19 protein-coding genes are annotated in these 20,281 nt (G+C 31.7%); 12 read left to right on the top strand and 7 right to left on the bottom strand.

Annotation, left to right across the window (positions count from 1 at the left end; all coding sequences use genetic code 11):
* Positions 1-59: 59 nt before the first annotated feature.
* Complete coding sequence (locus tag ACI32A_RS00965; protein ID WP_439753148.1) at positions 60-1,316, bottom strand: aminotransferase class I/II-fold pyridoxal phosphate-dependent enzyme; 1,257 nt, start codon at positions 1,314-1,316, stop codon at positions 60-62.
* Between the two features lie 79 nt (positions 1,317-1,395).
* Between ACI32A_RS00965 and ACI32A_RS00970 the strand changes: the two genes are divergently transcribed.
* Together ACI32A_RS00970 and ACI32A_RS00975 are read left to right on the top strand one after the other, a co-directional pair.
* Positions 1,396-3,183 (top strand): YgiQ family radical SAM protein, encoded by a 1,788-nt coding sequence (locus ACI32A_RS00970; protein WP_439753149.1) that lies wholly within the window; start codon positions 1,396-1,398, stop codon positions 3,181-3,183.
* Between the two features lie 126 nt (positions 3,184-3,309).
* The gene (locus ACI32A_RS00975) at positions 3,310-4,659 is read left to right on the top strand and encodes a radical SAM protein (protein WP_439753150.1); all 1,350 of its coding nucleotides are present in this window, start codon (positions 3,310-3,312) and stop codon (positions 4,657-4,659) included.
* Between the two features lie 7 nt (positions 4,660-4,666).
* On the opposite strand, the gene ACI32A_RS00980 is transcribed toward ACI32A_RS00975, so the two are convergent.
* Entirely contained in the window at positions 4,667-5,215 is a 549-nt protein-coding gene (locus ACI32A_RS00980) for a TetR/AcrR family transcriptional regulator C-terminal domain-containing protein (RefSeq protein ID WP_439753151.1), read from the bottom strand.
* Positions 5,216-5,290: 75 nt separating this feature from the next.
* Here ACI32A_RS00980 and ACI32A_RS00985 point away from each other — a divergent pair, with 75 nt between their 5' ends.
* Genes ACI32A_RS00985 through ACI32A_RS00995 form a run of 3 tightly spaced genes read left to right on the top strand, consistent with a single transcriptional unit; the run spans position 5,291 to position 7,941 of the window.
* The gene (locus ACI32A_RS00985) at positions 5,291-6,253 is read left to right on the top strand and encodes a lysylphosphatidylglycerol synthase transmembrane domain-containing protein (RefSeq protein ID WP_439753152.1); all 963 of its coding nucleotides are present in this window, start codon (positions 5,291-5,293) and stop codon (positions 6,251-6,253) included.
* The gene (locus tag ACI32A_RS00990) at positions 6,243-7,091 is read left to right on the top strand and encodes a DegV family protein (protein ID WP_439753153.1); all 849 of its coding nucleotides are present in this window, start codon (positions 6,243-6,245) and stop codon (positions 7,089-7,091) included. Before ACI32A_RS00985 ends, ACI32A_RS00990 begins: the two co-directional genes overlap by 11 nt.
* Positions 7,092-7,095: 4 nt before the next feature.
* On the top strand, positions 7,096-7,941 hold the full coding sequence (locus ACI32A_RS00995) for a patatin-like phospholipase family protein (RefSeq protein WP_439753154.1): 846 nt from the start codon (positions 7,096-7,098) through the stop codon (positions 7,939-7,941).
* Here the strand turns inward: ACI32A_RS00995 and ACI32A_RS01000 are convergent.
* Positions 7,934-8,857 (bottom strand): helix-turn-helix transcriptional regulator, encoded by a 924-nt coding sequence (locus ACI32A_RS01000; RefSeq protein ID WP_439753155.1) that lies wholly within the window; start codon positions 8,855-8,857, stop codon positions 7,934-7,936. The two genes, ACI32A_RS00995 and ACI32A_RS01000, sit on opposite strands and share 8 nt — an antisense overlap.
* Positions 8,858-8,941: 84 nt before the next feature.
* A complete protein-coding gene (locus tag ACI32A_RS01005) occupies positions 8,942-10,831 on the bottom strand; it encodes a BglG family transcription antiterminator (RefSeq protein ID WP_439753156.1) in 1,890 nt (629 codons plus the stop codon).
* Positions 10,832-10,991: 160 nt separating this feature from the next.
* On the opposite strand from ACI32A_RS01005, the gene ACI32A_RS01010 reads away from it, so the two are divergent.
* Genes ACI32A_RS01010 through ACI32A_RS01025 form a run of 4 tightly spaced genes read left to right on the top strand, consistent with a single transcriptional unit; the run spans position 10,992 to position 14,484 of the window.
* Positions 10,992-11,294, top strand: a complete 303-nt coding sequence (locus tag ACI32A_RS01010; RefSeq protein WP_439753157.1) for a PTS sugar transporter subunit IIB — start codon at positions 10,992-10,994, stop codon at positions 11,292-11,294.
* 23 nt (positions 11,295-11,317) lie between these two features.
* Entirely contained in the window at positions 11,318-12,589 is a 1,272-nt protein-coding gene (locus tag ACI32A_RS01015) for a PTS sugar transporter subunit IIC (RefSeq protein WP_439753158.1), read from the top strand.
* Positions 12,590-12,602: 13 nt separating this feature from the next.
* Positions 12,603-12,938, top strand: coding sequence for a PTS lactose/cellobiose transporter subunit IIA (locus tag ACI32A_RS01020; RefSeq protein WP_439753159.1), 336 nt, complete (start codon positions 12,603-12,605; stop codon positions 12,936-12,938).
* A gap of 1 nt (position 12,939) precedes the next feature.
* Positions 12,940-14,484 (top strand): glycoside hydrolase family 1 protein, encoded by a 1,545-nt coding sequence (locus tag ACI32A_RS01025; protein ID WP_439753160.1) that lies wholly within the window; start codon positions 12,940-12,942, stop codon positions 14,482-14,484.
* A gap of 23 nt (positions 14,485-14,507) precedes the next feature.
* Here the strand turns inward: ACI32A_RS01025 and ACI32A_RS01030 are convergent, their stop codons facing one another.
* Both ACI32A_RS01030 and ACI32A_RS01035 read right to left on the bottom strand, forming a co-directional pair.
* Complete coding sequence (locus ACI32A_RS01030; RefSeq protein ID WP_439753161.1) at positions 14,508-14,846, bottom strand: PH domain-containing protein; 339 nt, start codon at positions 14,844-14,846, stop codon at positions 14,508-14,510.
* 79 nt (positions 14,847-14,925) lie between these two features.
* Positions 14,926-15,231 (bottom strand): SdpI family protein, encoded by a 306-nt coding sequence (locus ACI32A_RS01035; RefSeq protein ID WP_439753162.1) that lies wholly within the window; start codon positions 15,229-15,231, stop codon positions 14,926-14,928.
* A 147-nt stretch (positions 15,232-15,378) separates the two neighbouring features.
* Here ACI32A_RS01035 and ACI32A_RS01040 point away from each other — a divergent pair, with 147 nt between their 5' ends.
* Positions 15,379-16,572, top strand: coding sequence for an L-serine ammonia-lyase, iron-sulfur-dependent, subunit alpha (locus ACI32A_RS01040; protein ID WP_439753163.1), 1,194 nt, complete (start codon positions 15,379-15,381; stop codon positions 16,570-16,572).
* Here the strand turns inward: ACI32A_RS01040 and ACI32A_RS01045 are convergent.
* Positions 16,565-17,353 (bottom strand): MerR family transcriptional regulator, encoded by a 789-nt coding sequence (locus ACI32A_RS01045; protein WP_439753164.1) that lies wholly within the window; start codon positions 17,351-17,353, stop codon positions 16,565-16,567. The genes ACI32A_RS01040 and ACI32A_RS01045 overlap by 8 nt on opposite strands.
* A gap of 46 nt (positions 17,354-17,399) precedes the next feature.
* Here ACI32A_RS01045 and ACI32A_RS01050 point away from each other — a divergent pair, with 46 nt between their 5' ends.
* Both ACI32A_RS01050 and ACI32A_RS01055 read left to right on the top strand, forming a co-directional pair.
* Positions 17,400-18,680 (top strand): MATE family efflux transporter, encoded by a 1,281-nt coding sequence (locus tag ACI32A_RS01050; protein WP_439753165.1) that lies wholly within the window; start codon positions 17,400-17,402, stop codon positions 18,678-18,680.
* A gap of 49 nt (positions 18,681-18,729) precedes the next feature.
* Positions 18,730-20,223 carry an SLC13 family permease gene (locus tag ACI32A_RS01055; protein ID WP_439753166.1) on the top strand — a complete coding sequence of 498 codons (1,494 nt, stop codon included), beginning with the start codon at positions 18,730-18,732 and terminating at the stop codon, positions 20,221-20,223.
* The last annotated feature ends 58 nt before the right edge of the window (positions 20,224-20,281 follow it).

Raw genomic sequence — 20,281 nt, forward strand, 5'->3', positions numbered from 1 at the left:
GGGTACATTTTTTTGTTACCCCCTAAATGTTGTTATTCTTAACTTAATGACATTGGTTGTTAAGACTCTCTTTTAATGTTTGTTAACGCCAATAAAATTGATAATTTGCCATATTCAAGAGATAAACCTCCTTGAATATATAAAGTATATGGTTCTACAACCGGTGCATCGGCACTTAATTCAATGGTACTTCCCTGGGTAAAAGATCCACTGGCCATTACTTCATCAAATGGATACCCAGGCATAGGAGCAGGCAATACTTTTACAAAAGAATCAATAGGAGATGCATCTTGAATACCTTGCGTAAATTTTACCAGATTTTCTTTGGTACCTAATTCCAGTGTTTGTATGATATCGGTCCGGAATTCATTGTATCGAGGAGATACATTTTTAAAACCAAGTTTTTCTAACATATAAGAAGAAAAGACAGCTGTTTTTAAGGCACTTCTTACGGCATTAGGAGCCATAAAAATCCCTTTAAAAAAAGAGTTATTCAAATTAAAATTTGCCCCTAAATCTTTTCCGATTCCAGGAGAAGTTAAGCGTTCTGCTACCATATGAATATATTCTTTTTTTCCAGCGATATAGCCACCCGTAGAAGCAATGCCACCTCCTAAATTTTTCATTAAAGAACCGACCACAACATCTGCACCAATGTGACCAGGCTCTCTTTTTTCTACAAGTTCACCATAACAATTATCCACCATAATGATGACATCTTGATTGATTTTACGAATTTTCTGAATGAGATGTTCCATTTTTTCTATTGAAATCGATTGACGAGAAGAATACCCACGAGAACGCTGGATTTCTACTAATTTTACATTGTTTTCTTTTAAACGACGAAGTATTGTTTCTTCATCAAATTCATTATGAATTAATTCAATTTGTTCATAATGAACACCATTGGCTTTTAAAGACTGAGAAGAATTACCTGTAATTCCTATCATTTCTTGTAAAGAATCATAAGGTGCACCTGTCAAAGAAATCATTGTGTCGCCATATTTTAATAAAGCCGATAAAGTTAGATACAATGCATTGGTTCCACTCATAATCTGAGGACGAACCAGACTATCTTGACAACCCAAAACAGTCGCAAATATTTTTTCGAGTTTATCTCTACCTGCATCATAGTTTCCATATCCATTGATGTCACAGAAATCAGAATATGAAACGTTATTTTCAATAAAAGCTGATAGAATTCGATTTGAATTATAGAAACAAATATCATCTATATTTTGATAAATGTCTTTTAAAACAAAATCGGATTCATTGGCCATTTTTAGTAAACTTTTATCTATTTGATCTAAAATCATAAATCCTCCTTACGCACATGAACTATTATACAACAAAATAATATGGTATTCTTATAGAAAGATATTTTGGAGATAATTTATGACTCAATTTTTACCTGTAACAAAACAAGAAATGATAGAAAGAGGATGGAATCAGCCAGATTTTGTATATGTAAGTGGAGATGCTTATGTGGATCATCCCTCTTTTGGAGCTGCTATTATTACTCGAACACTTGAAGCACATGGATATAAAGTATGTATGTTGGCCCAGCCGAATTGGAAAAGTATAGAAGATTTTAAGCGATTCGGAAAACCTCGACTGGCTTTTCTGGTTTCAAGTGGAAATATTGATTCCATGGTGAATCATTATAGTGTTTCTAAAAAAGCACGTAAACAAGATTTGTATTCGAATAATGGAGAAAGTGGTCATAGACCTGATCGTGCTGTGATTGTGTATTGTCAAAAAATTCGAGAAGCGTATAAAGATGTTCCGATTTTAATTGGAGGCATCGAAGCTAGTTTAAGACGATTGGCTCATTATGATTATTGGGACGATAAAGTACGCCAATCGATTTTGGTGGATTCCGGAGCGGATTTATGCATGTTTGGCATGGGCGAAAATAGTATTGTAGAAATTGCCGATGCCCTTGATTCTGGTATTGATGTACAATATTTAACATATTTAGACGGTATTGTATATCGTACAAAGGATTTATCGGTAATTGGAGAAGACTATATTTTACTTCCTTCTTATGAAGAAATAAAAACAAATAAGAATGCCTATGCCCTTTCTTTTCAAAAACAATATTTAAATACCGATCACTTTGCTTCTAAGATACTAGTAGAACCCTATCAGGGATTTTATATAGTGCAAAATCATCCCAATCGGCCTTTAACACAAATGGAATTTGATGATACCTATGCCCTTCCATACACTCGAACGTATCATCCGATGTATGATTACATACCAGCAATTGAAGAAGTTAAGTTTTCTTTGATTAGTAATCGAGGTTGTTTCGGGGCTTGTAACTTTTGTGCTTTAAATTTTCATCAAGGACGAATTATTCAAACAAGAAGTCATGAATCACTTCTAAAAGAAGCAAAAATCTTAATTCAAGATCCCGATTTTAAAGGTTATATTCATGATGTAGGAGGACCAACCGCAAATTTTAGACAACTTGCTTGTTCAAAACAAGAAACACATGGAGCTTGTCCATCAAAACAATGTTTATGGCCAAAGCCTTGTCAGAATTTAAAGATTGATCATAGTGATTATGTAGAGTTATTAAGAAAATTAAGAAATCTGGAAGGTGTAAAGAAAGTATTTGTTCGTTCTGGTATTCGTTATGATTATTTGTATTATGATAAAGACGAAACATTCTTTAAAGAATTGATTCAACATCATATTAGTGGACAATTAAAAGTAGCTCCTGAACATATCAGCAATCGTGTATTAGATAAAATGGGAAAGCCAAGACGACATGTGTATGAAAAATTTGTTGAAAAATACAATCGATTCAATAAAGAACTCCATAAAGATCAGTATTTAGTTCCTTATTTAATGTCGTCTCATCCAGGATCGGATTTAAAAGCAGCTATAGAATTAGCCGAATATCTAAGAGATATTCATCATCAGCCACAACAAGTCCAGGATTTTTATCCGACACCTGGAACATTATCAACAGCAATGTATTATACGGAATTGGATCCCAGAGATATGAAGCCTGTATATGTTGCCAAGTCACCAAAAGAAAAGGCCATGCAAAGAGCTTTGATGCAGTATAAAAATCCGAAAAATTATGATTTAGTATATGAAGCATTAATGAAAGAGAATCGACAAGATTTAATTGGAAATGGGCCAAAGTGCTTAATTCGAAAGAAATATTAGACAAAATAACATGTTTGTCTAAACACTTAAATGTATTTGTTTAAAATTTGGGCACAGAAGAAAATGTGTCCATTTTCATTTTAAATAAAAACAATAGAATAGTCTCTATACAAAGGAGAATTAAAAATGAATGCGACAGATACATTAAAAAAATTTGGATTGGAAAAAGCAATTCAATATATTTATAAAGACCCAGATAAAAATTTAGTTAAACTTATGGACTGGGCAGATACATTTGCTAAAGGTGAATTTGAACCACAAAGAAAGATGATACGCACCGTAATTACCGATCCCAGTCATCCATATTATTCTTTTGTTCGACGAATTATAAGTGATGTCGATCCACATGTGATGAAAACCATCGCATCGAATTTCTTTATTAATGCGGTATTGAAAGGATGGCCGATCCAGGAAAAAGCAAGAAAAGACTATGGATGCAACATTCCATGGACAATTTTATTGGATCCAACAAGTGCTTGTAACTTGCACTGTACAGGATGCTGGGCTGCTGAATATGGAAATCGATTAAATTTATCTTTTGAAGAAATTGATTCTATTATTGAACAAGGAAAACAATTAGGTATTTATTTCTATATTTATACAGGAGGGGAACCTCTTGTACGTAAAAAAGATTTAATTCGCATTTGTGAAAAACACGACGATTGTGTTTTCCTGGCTTTTACGAATGCGACTTTAATTGATGAAGACTTTGCCAATGAAATGCTTCGAGTTGGAAACTTTGTGCCCGCTATTTCTTTAGAAGGATTTCAAGAAGCTACGGATCAAAGACGAGGACAAGGTGTATATGAAAAAGTAATTAAGGCTATTGAATTATTGCGTAAAAAGAAATTAGTATATGGTATTTCTTCTTGTTATACAAGCCAAAACTTTGAATCCATTACTTCGGAAGAATATTTTGATCGATTAATTGATTTAGGATGTTACTTTATCTGGTATTTCCATTATATGCCAGTGGGAAATGATGCATCGATAGAACTTCTTCCAAGTCCTGAACAAAGAACAGAAACCTATAAACGTATTCGTCAATATCGTTCCACAAAGCCATTGTTTGCCATGGATTTTCAAAACGATGCAGAATATGTTGGTGGATGTATTGCTGGGGGTCGTCGTTATTTGCATATTAATGCCAATGGAGACTTAGATCCATGTGTATTTATTCATTATTCAGATTCTAATATTCGCCAAAAAACTTTATTAGAGGCTTTACAATCGCCTATGATGATGGCATATCACGACAATCAGCCTTTTAATGAAAATATGTTACGACCATGTCCTATGTTAGAGAATCCAGAAAAATTACGCGATATGGTTAAACAATCTCAAGCTCATTCAACAGATTTAGAATCACCGGAATCGGTTGAACATCTCTGCGACAAATGCGATAATTATGCACTTCTTTGGAAACCAGTTGCCGATGATTTATGGAATCTGTCGAAGAAAAAAGGAATGCGTTAAGCATTCCTTACTTTGTTTTAGATTTTAAGGGAACTGAAATTTGTGAATTTTCAAATAAGGAAGAAAGACGTCTACAAGAAGAAATCAGATCATAACTTATTTCATGGTCAACCCAGTCAAGTAAGACACCTACTAAGGCAGATTTATAGAAACGAATTAAGATTTCTTTATCTTCCTGATTTAAAGAAGACACAATATTTTTTGCGTATTCATTCACAAAATAAAGGGTTAATTCATCTAAATAATTGATATAGATAGTTCGATCCATAGAATGATAAATATTTAAAATGATTTCTTTACGATTTATTATCAATTGAGAGATGGTTATTAGACAGTCTACTGGATTTTCAAAATTGTTTTGTTGATGAATGATATGATCTAAGTCTTCTTTTAAATATCGATTCAATAAATCTGGAATATCATGAAAATGATAATAGAATGTATTTCGATTCACCTGGCAATCTTCAACAATATCTTTGACTTTAATTTTATTGTATGGTTTTTTCTCAAGAAGAGAAAGAAACGAGTTCATAATGAGTTTTTCTGTTCGATTCATAAGAGTCCTTTTCTATTCTAGAATTTTAACATAAATTGAATAGTAAGAAAAGATGTGAGAATTATTCGAAAAAATTTGAAGAAAATCATTTTATTTATATTTATTGTTTTATTGTTTTATTTTGTTTTTCATGACAATGCAAAAGAAATAAAAGAAATGTTATTTACTATTTCCATTTTTGAAATCATATTTCTTTTGTTTATGAGTATTGTAAATGTATTTTTAGAAGCACTTTCTTATTGGTCTGTTTTATATGAATCCAATTCTTCTATTTCGATTCTTCAAGCAATGAAAATAGCTTTAATCGGAATTTTTGCCAGTACTTCAACTTCTTCTACAGGAACTGTACCTGCTCAAAGTTTTGCGATGTCAAAGATGGGAGTGGAACCGGGATTTTCGGTTGGTTCATTAATTTTTTCGACTGTCTTTTATAAAACAGGAATTTGGATTGTATCCATTGTTTTTTTTGGATTTCAATGGAATTGGTTAAAACAAAATTTAGGAAGTGTTTATTTTTATATTCAAATTGGATTTCTAATTGGTTTTTTATTTATTTTTGGATTGATTTTATTAAGTAGTTCAAAGTGGATACAAAACAAATTGTTATGGATTCTTGATAAATTTCCATCAAAATGGAAAAAACAAAAAGAAAAGGTTTCTTTGTTTATTCATAATTTATATGAATATTCAAAATTTATTTTTAAGAATTATAAAATTGGAATAAGGACAACAATCATTCAAATCATTCGCATTTTGTGGAAAGGAATAATGATTTATATGTGTATGCGTATAGTAAATATTGACTATTCTTTTTCAAAAATTATAATGATTTCATTTTTTCTCTATATGATTTCAGGATTTCTTCCTAAGATTGCTGGACTCGGACCTGTTGAAGTATCTTATTTGATGTTATATACTAGCATAATTAGAATTGTTCCAGTGAAAAGTTCATTATTGTTGTTTCGTATATTTGATTATTTTTTACCATTTTTGTTTAGTTTAATTTTTGTATCTATAGGAGGAAACCATGAAAATTAAAGTAATTACAGATAGCGGAAGTTGTTTAACGCAAAAACAAGCACAAGAAATAGGAATTGAATTCTTGCCTCTTCAAGTTTCTATTGAAGGTCATACATATTTAGATGGAATTGATTTAGATAGTGATTTGCTTTATGATTTTCTAAATCGAGGATATATGCCACAAACAAGTATGCCTCCACTTGGGTTTATTGAAAAAATGTTTGAACAATTTGAAAAAGAAGAAGTTACGGATGTAATCTTAATTACGCTTTCTTCTGGTTTATCCAGTACAAATGCCACTGTACAAGCAAGTGCAAAATGGCATGGAATTCAGGTTCATACTTTGGATATTTATACTACTTTAGCAGTTCAACGCTATTTAGCTATTCGTGCATCTGAATTGGTCAATCAAGGCATTCAAATTGATGAAATTATGAAACGATTAGAGCAAAGTGTGAATGATTCAAAAGGATATTTAATGCCAGAAAATATGGATCATTTAGCTCGTGGTGGGCGTTTATCGCCTACTGTAGCAAAACTAGCGGGTATGTTAAAGATTGTTCCCATCTTAGAAGTTTCTAAAGAAACAGAAGGAAAAGTAGGTGGAAAACCAGAAAAAGTACATACCATGACAAAAGCTATCAAAAAAAGCATAAAAACTGTTTGTGATGTAAAAAATGTAGAAGACTATGAATTTTTTGTGATGGATTCCAATGCCGATGATTATCTGCAAATGGCAATAGAGGCTTTTGAAGAAAAAGGCATTCATCCACAGGTTTCTAAAATAGGAGCTGTCATTGCTTCTCATACAGGAACAGGAGCCATTGGTATTCAAATGATAAAAAGAATAAAATAAGAACATGAAAACAGGAATTATTGATGTGGGTGGGGGAATGCGAGGCATCTATGCTGCCGGTGTTTTTGATGCGTTACTGGATATGCATATTGAAATGGATTGTTGCATAGGTGTATCGGCTGGAAGTGCTAATATTGTATCGTATTTATCCAAACAAAGAAAAAGAAATTATGTATATTATACGGAATATTCCGAGCGTAAAGAATATATGAGTCTGTATAATTTTATTCACAAAAAAGAATACATTGATTTAGAATATGTATATGGTACTTTATCCAATACCAATGGAGAATATCCTGTAGATTATCGAACTTTTTCACAAAATTCTTCTTCTTTTTTTGTAGTGGCAACCAATGCCAATACGGGAAAGCCAATGTATTTTTCTAAAGAAGATGTACATTTAGATGATTTTCGTATTTTAAAAGCTTCTTGTGCCATTCCTTTTGTATGTAAACCACAACAAGTATATGATGAATATTATTTTGATGGGGCTCTTTCGGATTGTGTTCCCATTTCGTTTGCAAAAGAACAAGGTTGTACACATATTATATTAATTTTAACAAAGCCAGTTGAAGTCATTCGCACCTCTAAAAAAGACAAAATAATTGCATCTTTGATTCAAAAGAAATATCCTGAATCTGCCCAGGCTTTGATTCACCGAGCTGATTGTTATAATCAAGCCATTGAAAAAGCAAAAAAAGACGAAAATATATGTATTATAGCTCCTAAGGATACATTTGGTGTAGATACATTGACAAAGGATCAAAAAGCAATGGATTTATTGTATTTACAAGGATATAAAGATGCTCATAAAATTGAATTGTTTCTAAAAAAGAAGAATCTCATTTGATTCTTCTTTTTACGGGTCGAACATATTTAAAAAATCGATTGGGTTCAAAATAGAAATAGAAAACTTTTCCTTGTTCTAAATCTAATTCAAAGTTTGTTTTTGTATAATCAAATTCTTTCATAGCTTTTTCGATTTTTGTTTCTACTTCTTGTGTTTTTTCTATATCAAATGGACCATGTTCAAACACAATGTAATCACTTTGATCGACATCCATCATCATCATTTGATCAGGAATCCATCCATTGTAATCGGTTTTTACTCGAATGCCATAACTTTCAGCTAATGGAATCCCCCAACTGCAGATTCTTCCTTCAGGTTCATTAATATAAGCAATTACTTCATCTAATTTATCGGGTATTTTATGTATAATGGATTGAATTGTATTATAGTCACAATTTGGTATTAAATTTTGTTTTTGCCAGAAATCATAATAACCAATGCTTTGATAGTTTCGAATATGTAAATATTTGTGAGCTGGAACATTCACAAAATATGTTTTTATTTCGTTATTTGTCATACTTCCTCCTTTTTCTAATAAAAAACAATCAAAGGGACGAAGAATGGTATGGAGAACTACAGATTGAGGATGTTTTCTATATTCACTTGGACTGGTTACATATATTTCTTTAAAAGCTCTGGAAAAAGCTTCTTGAGATGAAAATCCATAATCGAGTGCTATTTCTATTAATTTTTTATTGGAATTTTTTAATTCATTTAAAACAAATGCCATTTTACGAAAACGATAAAAATCACGAAAAGACATCCCCGATATTTCTTTGAATTTATGAGAAACATAATAGGAAGAATAACCAAGTTTTTTAGAAATTGTTTCTAATGTCAGGTGTATATCTTCTTTATGTATAATCGATGCATCGATGATTTGAATCATTGTTTGAATATGATTGTTCCATTCCATTTTCTTTTCTCCTTGTATATTTAGTATAAACAAATCAAAATAAAAAAACTTGATTTATTTTGCGTTATGCAATAAACAAGTTTTTTATTTAATTAAAGTCTCAATGAATTCTTCATATGATTTGGTTTTTAATAATTGAATGGTTTTTTCAACCGATGAAAAGGAATCGATAATGATATTAAATAATCCATTGAATTTTGACATATCTTCTAATGCAACGCCAATTAATAACACAAAATTAATTTTCTTTTTGTCCCATTTAATAAAAGAAGAATTATGGAGTACGGCAATAAAGGATTCACTGGCATTGACATTGATAGAATGTGGAATAGCCACTTGATCGGTAAAAGCCGTACTTGAAAAGTTTTCTCTTGCCAGTACATCTAAAATAAAGCTTTCATCAATAATGCTTCGTTCTTTTGGCTTTTGACATAAAAAGCGAATGCATTCTTCTTTATTATTAAAATGAATATCCTGAAAATAAAATTCTTTTTTAAATATTGTTTGCACAAACTCCAGCATTTGTTTGTGTTTCTTTTCTTGTTTGATGACATCAATCTCACTGTGAATAGCCAATATATTTTTATTAGTGATAATAGGATTCACAAAAACAACATGAGGATGATTAAAATCATAGAGCGTTGTTGAAATAATGATATCGGGTTGATATTTTGGGTTGTATTCACTTAAAGGAAGCATCTTCATTACAGTTAATTCTTCACCAAAAGACATATGAAGTTCATGAATTAAGCGACGAGAAGATAAATGGTAGTCTTCGCATATAATTAAACAAGATATTTTTTTGGATTTTGGCTGGTGACTTTCAATGTAGGATCCAATATGAAAGGCAATAAAACCAATTTCATCTTCAGAAATAGTGACATCAAATTGAATGGACATTAAATGTGAATAATACACAGCCATGTCATAAACAGGAGCATATTCTCGTTTAATTTGTGATGCCAATGGGTTTGGATAGCTTACATTGTATTTTGCTCGTTGATATAAGTTATAGGAATGAAGATAAAATTGACAGATGAATTCATTGTCAAAGTCTTCTAAATTGTATCTTTGGGCAATGGTAATGAGTCCATGTACAACAAAAGTAAAAAAGTCTTTATCAAATACAGTTGAAAAATCAGATAACTCAATTTTTGTGACTTGTTCAATACTTAAACTAACTAATAATAGAATTTGATTATAGTCATTTAAAGGCATTTGATTTCCAGTTAATTCAAAACAATAGTTTTTGATTTTATTGGCAAATTCTATGATTTGATCTTTCATTTTATGATCTTGGATTAAATCGTTTTTATAAATGGTAGCATCTTCTGGTAAAGAATTGTCGGAGTTTAGGCGAATGATGATAATGATTAAATGAATTAATAAATTATTTAAGGCATAACTATTTACAGATAAATTAGATTCTTTACAAAATTGTTTTAATTTATTTCCTACTTGGTCTACATCAATAAATGGTGATAATTTCTGTAGTGTTTGTGCACTTGAAAAATATCCATTGGAATTATGAGTAGCGATATATCCAATCAATTTTCTTTTATTGCTTTCTTTTCCTGTCAAAGAAACAATATAGTCATGGTTTTCAATTTCTAAATGAAAAGGAGCTACCATTTCTTTGATTTGTGTTGTGATATCATTCATAATTGTGCTTTCACTGACATAGAATTCATCGGCTAAATCAAATAAAGAAGTTCCATCTTTATTGGCTAGTAAACGATAGAGAATTAATTTACTTCGTTCTGGATAGATTTCAGAATCAATGGTTGATTTCACTAATTTATATCCTTTTGGACTGGATTCAATTTGATATCGATTTCCTTTATTGAGTTCTTGAATATAATTACGAATTGTCTTTTTATCAACATGTATCATTTTTGATAATTCAGTTCCAGAGATCCAATTGGTTTCATTTTTTAAAATTGAAATTAATTTCTTAATGTTATCAGACTTCATATTCTTCCTCATTTTCTTACATATATAACATATTGTAAAATGATTTTTTTTTCAATTCTCTAAATTTCCCTGGGTGGGGAAATTTTTTTGTATGAAGGAAAAATTTAAAATTTGTATATTATAGGTGTCAAAAACATAAGCAAGAAAGGAGAAAACAAAGATGATTCGTATTTTATTAGCTTGCGGTGTAGGAATGTCTTCTGGGTTTATGGCTTCTAGTATGAGAAAGTGTGCCAAGAAGAAAAAAATTGAAGTGAGTGTCAAAGCTGTCAGTAAAGCCGAAGTTATGACACATGAAGGTGAATTTGATGTCTTAATGTTAGGACCTCATTTTGCCAAAGAAGTTCCTGGATTTCAGGCGGCTCTTCCAAATGTTAAAGTCGCAACGATTGATCCAGACAAATACGCAACTTTAGATGGTGAAGGAATCTTAGAAGATGCGTTAGAACTTATTCAAAAGTAACAAAAGAAAAAGGAGAGAAAAATATGATGCAAAAAATGCAAGCCTGGGTTGAGGCACGCCTTGTCCCAGTTGTAAACAAAATTACAAGTTTATATTGGTTTAGTATTATCGCAAATGCCGTATTATTTTTGGTTCCATTCTCAATGGCCAATGCGATCAGTGCTTTATGGGGATTATTAAGAAAATTCATTCCATCTTTAATTGATATTTCCGCTTTGGGAACATATTCATTTGGTTTGAGTGGATTGTTTATGGCATTTACAATTCCACATGATGTCATGGTAAAAGAAAATCGTAGAGATCGTGCATTGATTGCTGGCTTTACTTCTATTGGAACTTACATGTTATGTATGAAAGCTGTCACAGTAGAAGAGGGAACTCTATTCCAGATTCAAAGATTTGGAGCAGCTGGTATGTTTACAGCCATGGCTGTTGGGGTTGTCGTTGGTTTAGTATTCAAAAAATTAGCTCATTTCTCATTCTTTGGGGAAGATTCAGTAATTCCTGATTTTGTTAAGAACTGGTTCGATAATATCTTTGCGATTGTATTCTGTTTATTATTAGGATTCATCTTCTCTTATGGATTGAAACTTGATTTATTTTCTGTAATCACAATTATTATGAGTCCAGTTACTTATTTTGCACAAAGTATTTTCGGTGTTATTTTCTTAAGCTTTGTCATGGATATCTTCTATTTCTTTGGTGTATCTGGATGGGTTTGGACACCAATTACTATGACAATTCAAAAAGCAGCCATTGCTGAAAATGCAGCATTAATGGAAGCTGGAAAAGCGGCAAAAAATATTTATGCATATGGATTCTCTCGTTACCAGCACATTGGTGGAGAAGGAGCAACACTTCCTTTGGCAATCTATATGTTAAGAGCAAAGAGTAAGAAATACAGAATGCTTGGAAAAGCAACTTTGATTCCTTCTATCTTTAATATTAATGAACCATTGGTATATGGAATGGTTGTATGTAATCCATTCTTATTTATTCCATGGGTACTTGTTTCTATCATTCATGCTGCCAATGTTTATATTTGGATGAAACTGGGATGGGCTCAAATTCCTTATGTAAATTTTGATATGAATAACTTACCAAATGTTATTAGTGCTTATGTTCAATCTGGTGGAAACATCGGAAACGTATTATTAGTTATTGTTAACTTTATTATTGCTGCTATTCTTTATTATCCATTCTTTAAAGCTGCTGATAATTATGAATACAAGAAAGAATTGGCACGTGAAGAAGAAAAGAAATTAAAAGAACAAGAAAAATTAGCTGCAGCTTAGAAAGGATTTGTTTATGGATATCAATATGGTGGCCATGCAAGTCATCATGCATGCCTGTGAAGGTAGAGACAAAGTAGATGAAGCGATTGAATTGATGGCAAAAAATGAATTTGATCGAGCAAAAGCGTTATTGAAAGAAGCGGAAGAAGATATTTTAAAAGCTCATGTAGCGCAAACAAAAGTCATTCAAGGACAAGCAGCGGGAGAAGACACTGAATATTCATTGTTATTCATCCACGCACAAGACACAATTATGACTTCAAATTCAGAATTAAGAATTGCTCAACACATTTTACCTGTATTTGAAGCACAATATAATTTGATTCAACAATTAAAGGAGGAAAAATAAGATGAGTCGCGTAACAAACACACCATTTCCAGAAGGGTTTTTATGGGGAGGAGCTACGGCTGCTAACCAGATTGAAGGAGGATGGGATGAAGGAGGAAGAGGACCTGCTGCAGGAGACTTTGCTATTCATTTACCAAAAGAACAACGATCAAAAATCAATGGAGAAATGTATAAAGATGTCAATGTGAAACAAATTGAACGCATTGAAAAAAATCCAGAAAACTATAACTTGGCAAAACGCCGTGGAGTGGATTTCTATCATCGCTATAAAGAAGACATTGCTTTAATGGCAGAAATGGGATTCTCTGTATTCCGTATGTCGATTAGCTGGTCTCGTATTTATCCAAATGGAGATGATGCACAACCAAATGAAGAAGGATTAAAATTCTATGATGATGTATTTGATGAATTACATAAATATGGAATTGAACCATTGGTGACATTGGATCACTTCGATGTTCCATTGAATTTAATTAAAAAATATTCAGGATTTAAATCAAGAGAAACGATTGATTGTTTTGAAAAATATTGCGAAACAGTATTCACTCGTTATAAAGGAAAAGTAAAATATTGGTTAACTTTCAATGAAATTAATTGTGTATTAACGAATCCTTATGCTTGTTCTGGTGTTTTATTAAATGATCAAAGTGAAAGAACTTATGAATTAGTTTATAATGTATCGCATAATCAATTCGTTGCCAGTGCAAAAGCTGTTATTTTGGCCCATAAAATTGATCCAGAAATGAAAGTTGGTTGTATGTTATGTCGTTTGGAAAATTATGCAGCGAGTACAAAACCAGAAGATGTATTACAAACTGTTTTTGAAGATCATTTTAATTTCTTCTATACGGATGTTCAAGCAAAAGGAGAATATCCATATTACATTCATCGTTTCTTTAAAGAACATAACATCAAAATTGATATGAAACCCGAAGATGCTGAAATCTTAAAAGCAGGGAAAGTTGATTTTATTTCAATTAGTTACTATATGTCATATGTAGCTCAATACAAGAATCAGGAAATTATTGAGCCAACTGGATCTTTAGTGGCTGTTATTAAAAATCCTAACTTGGCAATGTCAGAAGCTGGATGGCCAATTGATCCTGTAGGATTTAGAACAGCATTAAATCGTATCTATGATCGTTATGGTTTGCCAATCTTCATTGCTGAAAATGGATTAGGAAGTACAGACCATCCTGGAGAAAACGGATATGTATGCGATGATGATCGTATTGAATACATGAAAGGACATGTTAGAGAAATGCGTGAAGCCATTGAAGATGGTGTGGATGTATTTGGATATGCCTGGTGGGGACCAATGGATTTAGTTTCCAGTGGAACAAGTGAAATCAGCAAACGATATGGAATGATTGGAATTGATGCCGATAATGATGGTAATGGAACATACAATCGTTTCAAGAAAAAATCTTTCTATTACTATAAAAAATTAATTGCTTCCAATGGAGCGGATTTAGAAAACAATATTGGAGACCAACCATTGGATGACTGGTGTGCAAACGGAAAATACACAGTTGAAAACGTATAAAATACATAATGTAAATCTTCTCACTATTGATTAGCCGAGTCACCCACTCGGCTTTTTATTTGTTCATAGAGTGTTTTTGTCGTTTGTTCATCTATATCATTTAAAAGGACGTATGTCCCATCTACCCGAAGAATAATAACAACAACGTCGCAGGAATTATAAGTATAACGTGTATATTTCCCGTATTCATCGTTTTCAAAAGAGCCCATGGATACTTTCAAATTTCCTAAACCACCAATTCGAATACTTTTAGATGTCTCTTTTTGTATTGAAATTTCTTCAATATCTTCATATTCAACTACATAATTTGTCCAGACGGGTGTATCTATTTCAAAATTTGTTTTATAAAAATTAACTTTCATGTTGCCGATAAATAAAGAAAAGACAACAAAAATAAGAATGAAAATGGTAAATACAATTGATGTTTTAGAATAATTAACTTTATTTGTTTTTTTGTTGCACAAGTTGTTTTTTATAGAATTTATATGAATACAGAATGGGAATAAAAATAGATAGAATTAATAATACAAAAAATAGAAGATCAGATTGAAAATAAGCACAAATAAAAAATAAAATACCCGTTACAATCCATATTCTACTGGCAAAAACATGAGTGGCTTTCCAGTTTTCTTCACTTTCCAATGTCCAGAACAAACGAATGCCTAAAAAATGATTTTGTTTGAGTTTAGGAATAAAAATTCCTAAAACAAGAAATAAAATGCCTATTAAAATAGAAATATATAACATAAAAAATCACCATTTATGAACAAGTGTTCATCTTATAAAATCATAATAAACTTTTCCAGAAATCCATTCAATCCTTTCTTGTTTAAACAACAATTTTTCTGTATAATTTTCATGAATGTTTATAAATTGTATACAAAGGAGATAAATATGTATTCAATTACTGAAATTTTTAAGATAGGACCAGGACCAAGCAGTTCTCATACATTTGGTCCCATGAAAGCTTGTGAATATATGAATGAACACTATAAAGCAGATTTTTTTGAAGTGACTTTATATGGTTCTCTGGCTTTAACTGGAAAAGGGCATTTAACGGATTATATCATTGAAAAAACGTTAAAGGCTCCTTGTCAAATTCATTTTGATTTAAAAACGTCTTGTTTACATCCCAATACAATGAAAATAGATGCTTATTATCAGCAACAAAAAATCGGATCTCATTTATTTGTCTCTATTGGAGGGGGACAAATTGAAATTGATGGAAAAAAGAATAAAGAAAAAAAAGAAGTATATCCTCATTCGACAATGGATGACATTCAAAAGTATTGTAAAAGTTCTCATTTACGCTTGAATGAATATGTAAATCAATTTGAAGGAAAAGAAATCAATGAAGTTATGCAAAATATTTTTCAAGCCATGATGAATAGTGTTTCCAGCGGGTTACAAACAACTGGTCTTCTTCCAGGAAAATTAAAACTGGAACGTGTTTCTCATGCGCTTCATCAATCGGCTTTGAGTTGTGATGATTTGACGGATCAGAATGCTCTATTATTGGCAAGTTATGCTTATGCAGCTAGTGAACAAAATGCTAGTGGAAATCAAGTGGTAACGGCACCAACAATGGGAAGCTGTGGTGTTATTCCTGCTTTGTTGTATCATTATTATTTTGATTTAAAATATCCCAAAGAAACATTGATTGAAGGATTAAAAGTAGCGGGTTTAATTGGTTTATTGATTCAGGAAAATGCTACAATTTCAGGAGCTAAAGCTGGTTGTCAAGCGGAAATAGGAGCGGCTTGTGCAATGGGAGCAGCCATGATTGGGTATTGCCAAACTCAGACAAATGAACAAATTGAATGCGCTGCGGAAATGGGACTAGAACACCATCTTGGTTTGACATGCGATCCAGTGGGCGGATATGTCATGATTCCTTGTATTGAACGAAATGCTGTGGCGGCTCAAAGAAGCATTGATTGTGCAAGATTGGCTCGGTATTTACGCAATGTAAAACGAAATCGTGTAAGCTTTGATATGGTTGTTCAAACCATGAATTTAACAGGAAATAAACTTCCATTGGAATTAAAAGAAAGTTCATTAGGAGGCTTGGCTGTTGTAGTTAAATAGCTAAGTCTTTTATTTTTGCCTGGATTTGTGTGACATATTCGTTTTCATCCATAGTTTCGTGAATATCAACTAATAAAAATTCAAGAAATCCATTTTTAATTTCATATCCTTGATTGTAAAGCCATTGTTCCATTTGTTGAAAATAAAAAGGCGTTCGATTGTGTTTTCCTTTATAAGTAAAGATGCAATATTTTCCTTTTTCTAATATAAAATCACAAGGTAAAGATTGTGAAACAATAAAGACACTATTGTATTGATACTTTGAATTGATAATGCTTCCTGAATTGAAATTTCCTAAAATTGTGACTTCTTCTTCCATGTCTTTGCTTAATTTTGTTAAATAATAATCAATGGATTCATTTTCTTCAATTTTCTCTTTTAGATAATGACAATATCTTGGTTCGAATTCTTTAATTTGAAATTGATTAAAAGAAATATTTGAAAGATTTTGTAAGCTTTGAATTCGATTTTGGATAGAAGATAACGTGAGTTGATATTCCACAATTTTTTCTTCTACTATTTTTTGTTCTTGTTCTAAAAATGAAATTGTATTTTCTAAAGAACGATTTTGCAGGTAGTCTTTGATTTGATTGGTGTTGTATCCAAGTTTCAAACAATCACGAATAATATTCAATCGATAAATATCATTCACTGTATATAGACGATAATTTTTTTCTGAGCGTAGTGGCTTTATTAAACCCATTTCTTCGTAATAACGCAAAGAATCGGGTTGAATGTTGTATAAATTCGCAATTTCTTTGATTTTATAATATTTTTTCATTTGACTTTAGTATGATACCAAGGTTTATATTAGTCAAGGTGATAAAATGTTAAAAACTTTTTTTAAATATGTGATTCCTTCTATTCTTTCGATGATTATTTTTTATTCGTATACATTGGTAGATGGAATCTATGTATCGTATTTTGTCGGGCAAAATGCCTTGGCATCCATCAATGTAAGTACACCCTATGTGACTACAATTTTTTCTGTGAGTGTATTATTTGCCATTGGTTCGAGTACTGTTATTTCCATTTATCGTGGACAAAATAAAAAAGAAGACATGAATAAAGTTTTTACCATGAATTTTATTGTGATTTCTTGTATTGCTCTTTGTATTTCAATTACTTCTTTTTTGTTTTCAAAATCTATTGTGACGATTTTAAAAGCCAATGCCGATGTTTTTTCGTATTCGAATACATATATTAAAACATTATCCTTGTTTTCTTATTTTTATATTGTTTCTTATTGCATGGAAGTTTTATTGAAAACAGATGGATTTCCTCAGAAATCAATTATAGGTGTGAGTATAGGTGCCATTACCAATATTGTATTGGATCCAGTTTTTATGGGATATTTTCATATGGGAATATTAGGCTCTGCCTTGGCAACGGGATTGTCCCAATTTATGACTTTTCTATATTTTCTATATCATTTTACACTTTCCAAACAAACGCATTTTCAATTTGTGAAAGGAAACTATCCATGGGATGAATACAAGCGTATTCTTCCTTTGGGATGTGCAGACTGTATTTCTGAAATATCTCCAGGTATTATGATTACTTTTTTTAATATGCGAATCAATGATTTATTGTCAACAAATGGCTTAGTGATTTTCTCGGTTTTGATGTATGTCTATAATATGATTTTAATGGTTATGGTAGGAACGAGTCAGGGAATGCAGCCTTTATTGAGTTTGTCGTATGGAAAAAAAGATGAACAATCAATGAAAAAAATTCATTTCTATGCACGTTGTTTAGTAACAGTGGCTTCTATTGTTTTATTTTTCATAGTTGAAATATTTGCACAATCAATTTGTGGTTCTTTTATTCATGAAAACCCGATTTTATTAAATCAATGTGTTTTTTCTCTTCGCTTGTTTTCTTTGGTATTTTTAGTTATGGGACAAGTGGTTCTTACTTCTGGGTATTTAGTCGCAGTTGAAAAACCAAGAAAAGCATTTGTTTTGTCTTTGTTAAGAGGTATTGGACTTGTTTTATTGTCTTTATGGATTTGTTCTTCTTTATTTGGAAGTACAGGAATCTGGCTTTCTTGTTTTGTTTCAGAGTGTTTTTGTTTTGTTATATCATTATTTTTTCTTGGATATTGACTCCTTTGATTTTTCTGTTGTATGATGAATAAACTTGAAGGAGAATTTTATGAATTTTGTAGGAACGGGATGGGCTTTATTGCCTGCAATTGTTGCGATTGTATTGGCATTAAAGACAAAGGAAGTGTATTTGTCTTTGTTTGTTGGTATTTTTATCGGAGCATTATTATTTAATCAGTTTCATCTTTTTCAATCGATTCTTTCTGTTTTTGAAGTTATGATGGAAAGATTGTCAAATGAATGGAACATTGGAATTTTAATTTTTTTGGTTTTCTTAGGCATTATTGTGGCTTTAATGACACGAGCCGGTGGTTCACAGGCTTATGGAAACTGGGCTGTTAAGACAATCAAAAACAAAAAAATGGCGCTTCTTTCTTCTTTTGGTTTAGGGGTTTTAATTTTTGTGGATGATTATTTTAATTGTTTAACAGTTGGAAGTGTTATGCGTGATATTTGTGATAAATTTAAGATTTCACGTGCAAAATTAGCTTATATCATCGATGCGACAGCTGCACCGGTTTGTATCATAGCGCCTATTTCGTCATGGGCAGCAGCTGTAACAGGTTATACAAGCAAAGATGGATTTACTTTATTTCTACAAACGATTCCATTTAATTTATATGCTTTATTAACGATTGTTATGGTTTTGTGTGTGATTTTCTTTAATATTAATATTGGAAAAATGGAAGAACATGAACAAGCAGCTGAAAATGGAGACGTCTTTAATGGAAAATGTGATTACAGTGATGCACAGGAAATAGAGGCATCTAATCGTGGGAAAGTCTATGATTTAGTGATTCCGGTTTTGTTTTTAATTGTCAGCTGTATTCTTTGTATGGTTTATACAGGTGGTTTCTTTGATGGGGTTTCTTTTATTCAGGCTTTCCAGGATTGCAATGCTTCTAAGGGATTGGTAATTGGAAGCTTTTTGACGGTTGTTTTTATGTTTGTGTTGTACTTGCCTAGAAAAGTTATTACGTTTGAACAATTTGCTTCCTGTATACCACAAGGATTTAAAATGATGGTTCCTGCTATTACGATTTTGACATTGGCATGGACATTGGGTTCTTTTGTTTCCACACAACTGCAAGCTGGTGTTTTTGTGCATCAACTATTGAGTACTTATAGTATTCCAATGTTTATTTTACCAATGGTTATGTATATCATTGCGGCAGGTTTAGCTTTTTCAACAGGAACAAGTTGGGGAACGTTTGCGATTTTAATTCCAATCGTGACACAGGTCTTTGATCAGGGAAGTACAATGATGGTCATCAGCATTGCTTCGGTTTTAGCTGGGGCTGTATGTGGAGATCATATTTCACCTATTTCAGATACAACGATTATGGCTAGTGCAGGGGCACAATGTAATCATGTGGAACATGTTTCAACACAGCTTCCTTATGCGATGGTGGTATCTGTTGCATGTTTAGTCGGATATTTTGTGGCGGGTATTACACAAAATGTTTTCTTTACATTTGGATCTGGACTTATTACGTTATTGATTATTGTACTTATTTTAAAGAATAAAAGCACTCATTTTTGAGTGCTCAGAGTGTTGACAAACCCCCATATCTTTTAATAAAGGTATGGGGGTTTCAACA

The sequence above is a fragment of the Floccifex sp. genome, assembly GCF_051873555.1.
Lineage (GTDB): Bacteria > Bacillota_I > Bacilli_A > Erysipelotrichales > Erysipelotrichaceae > Floccifex.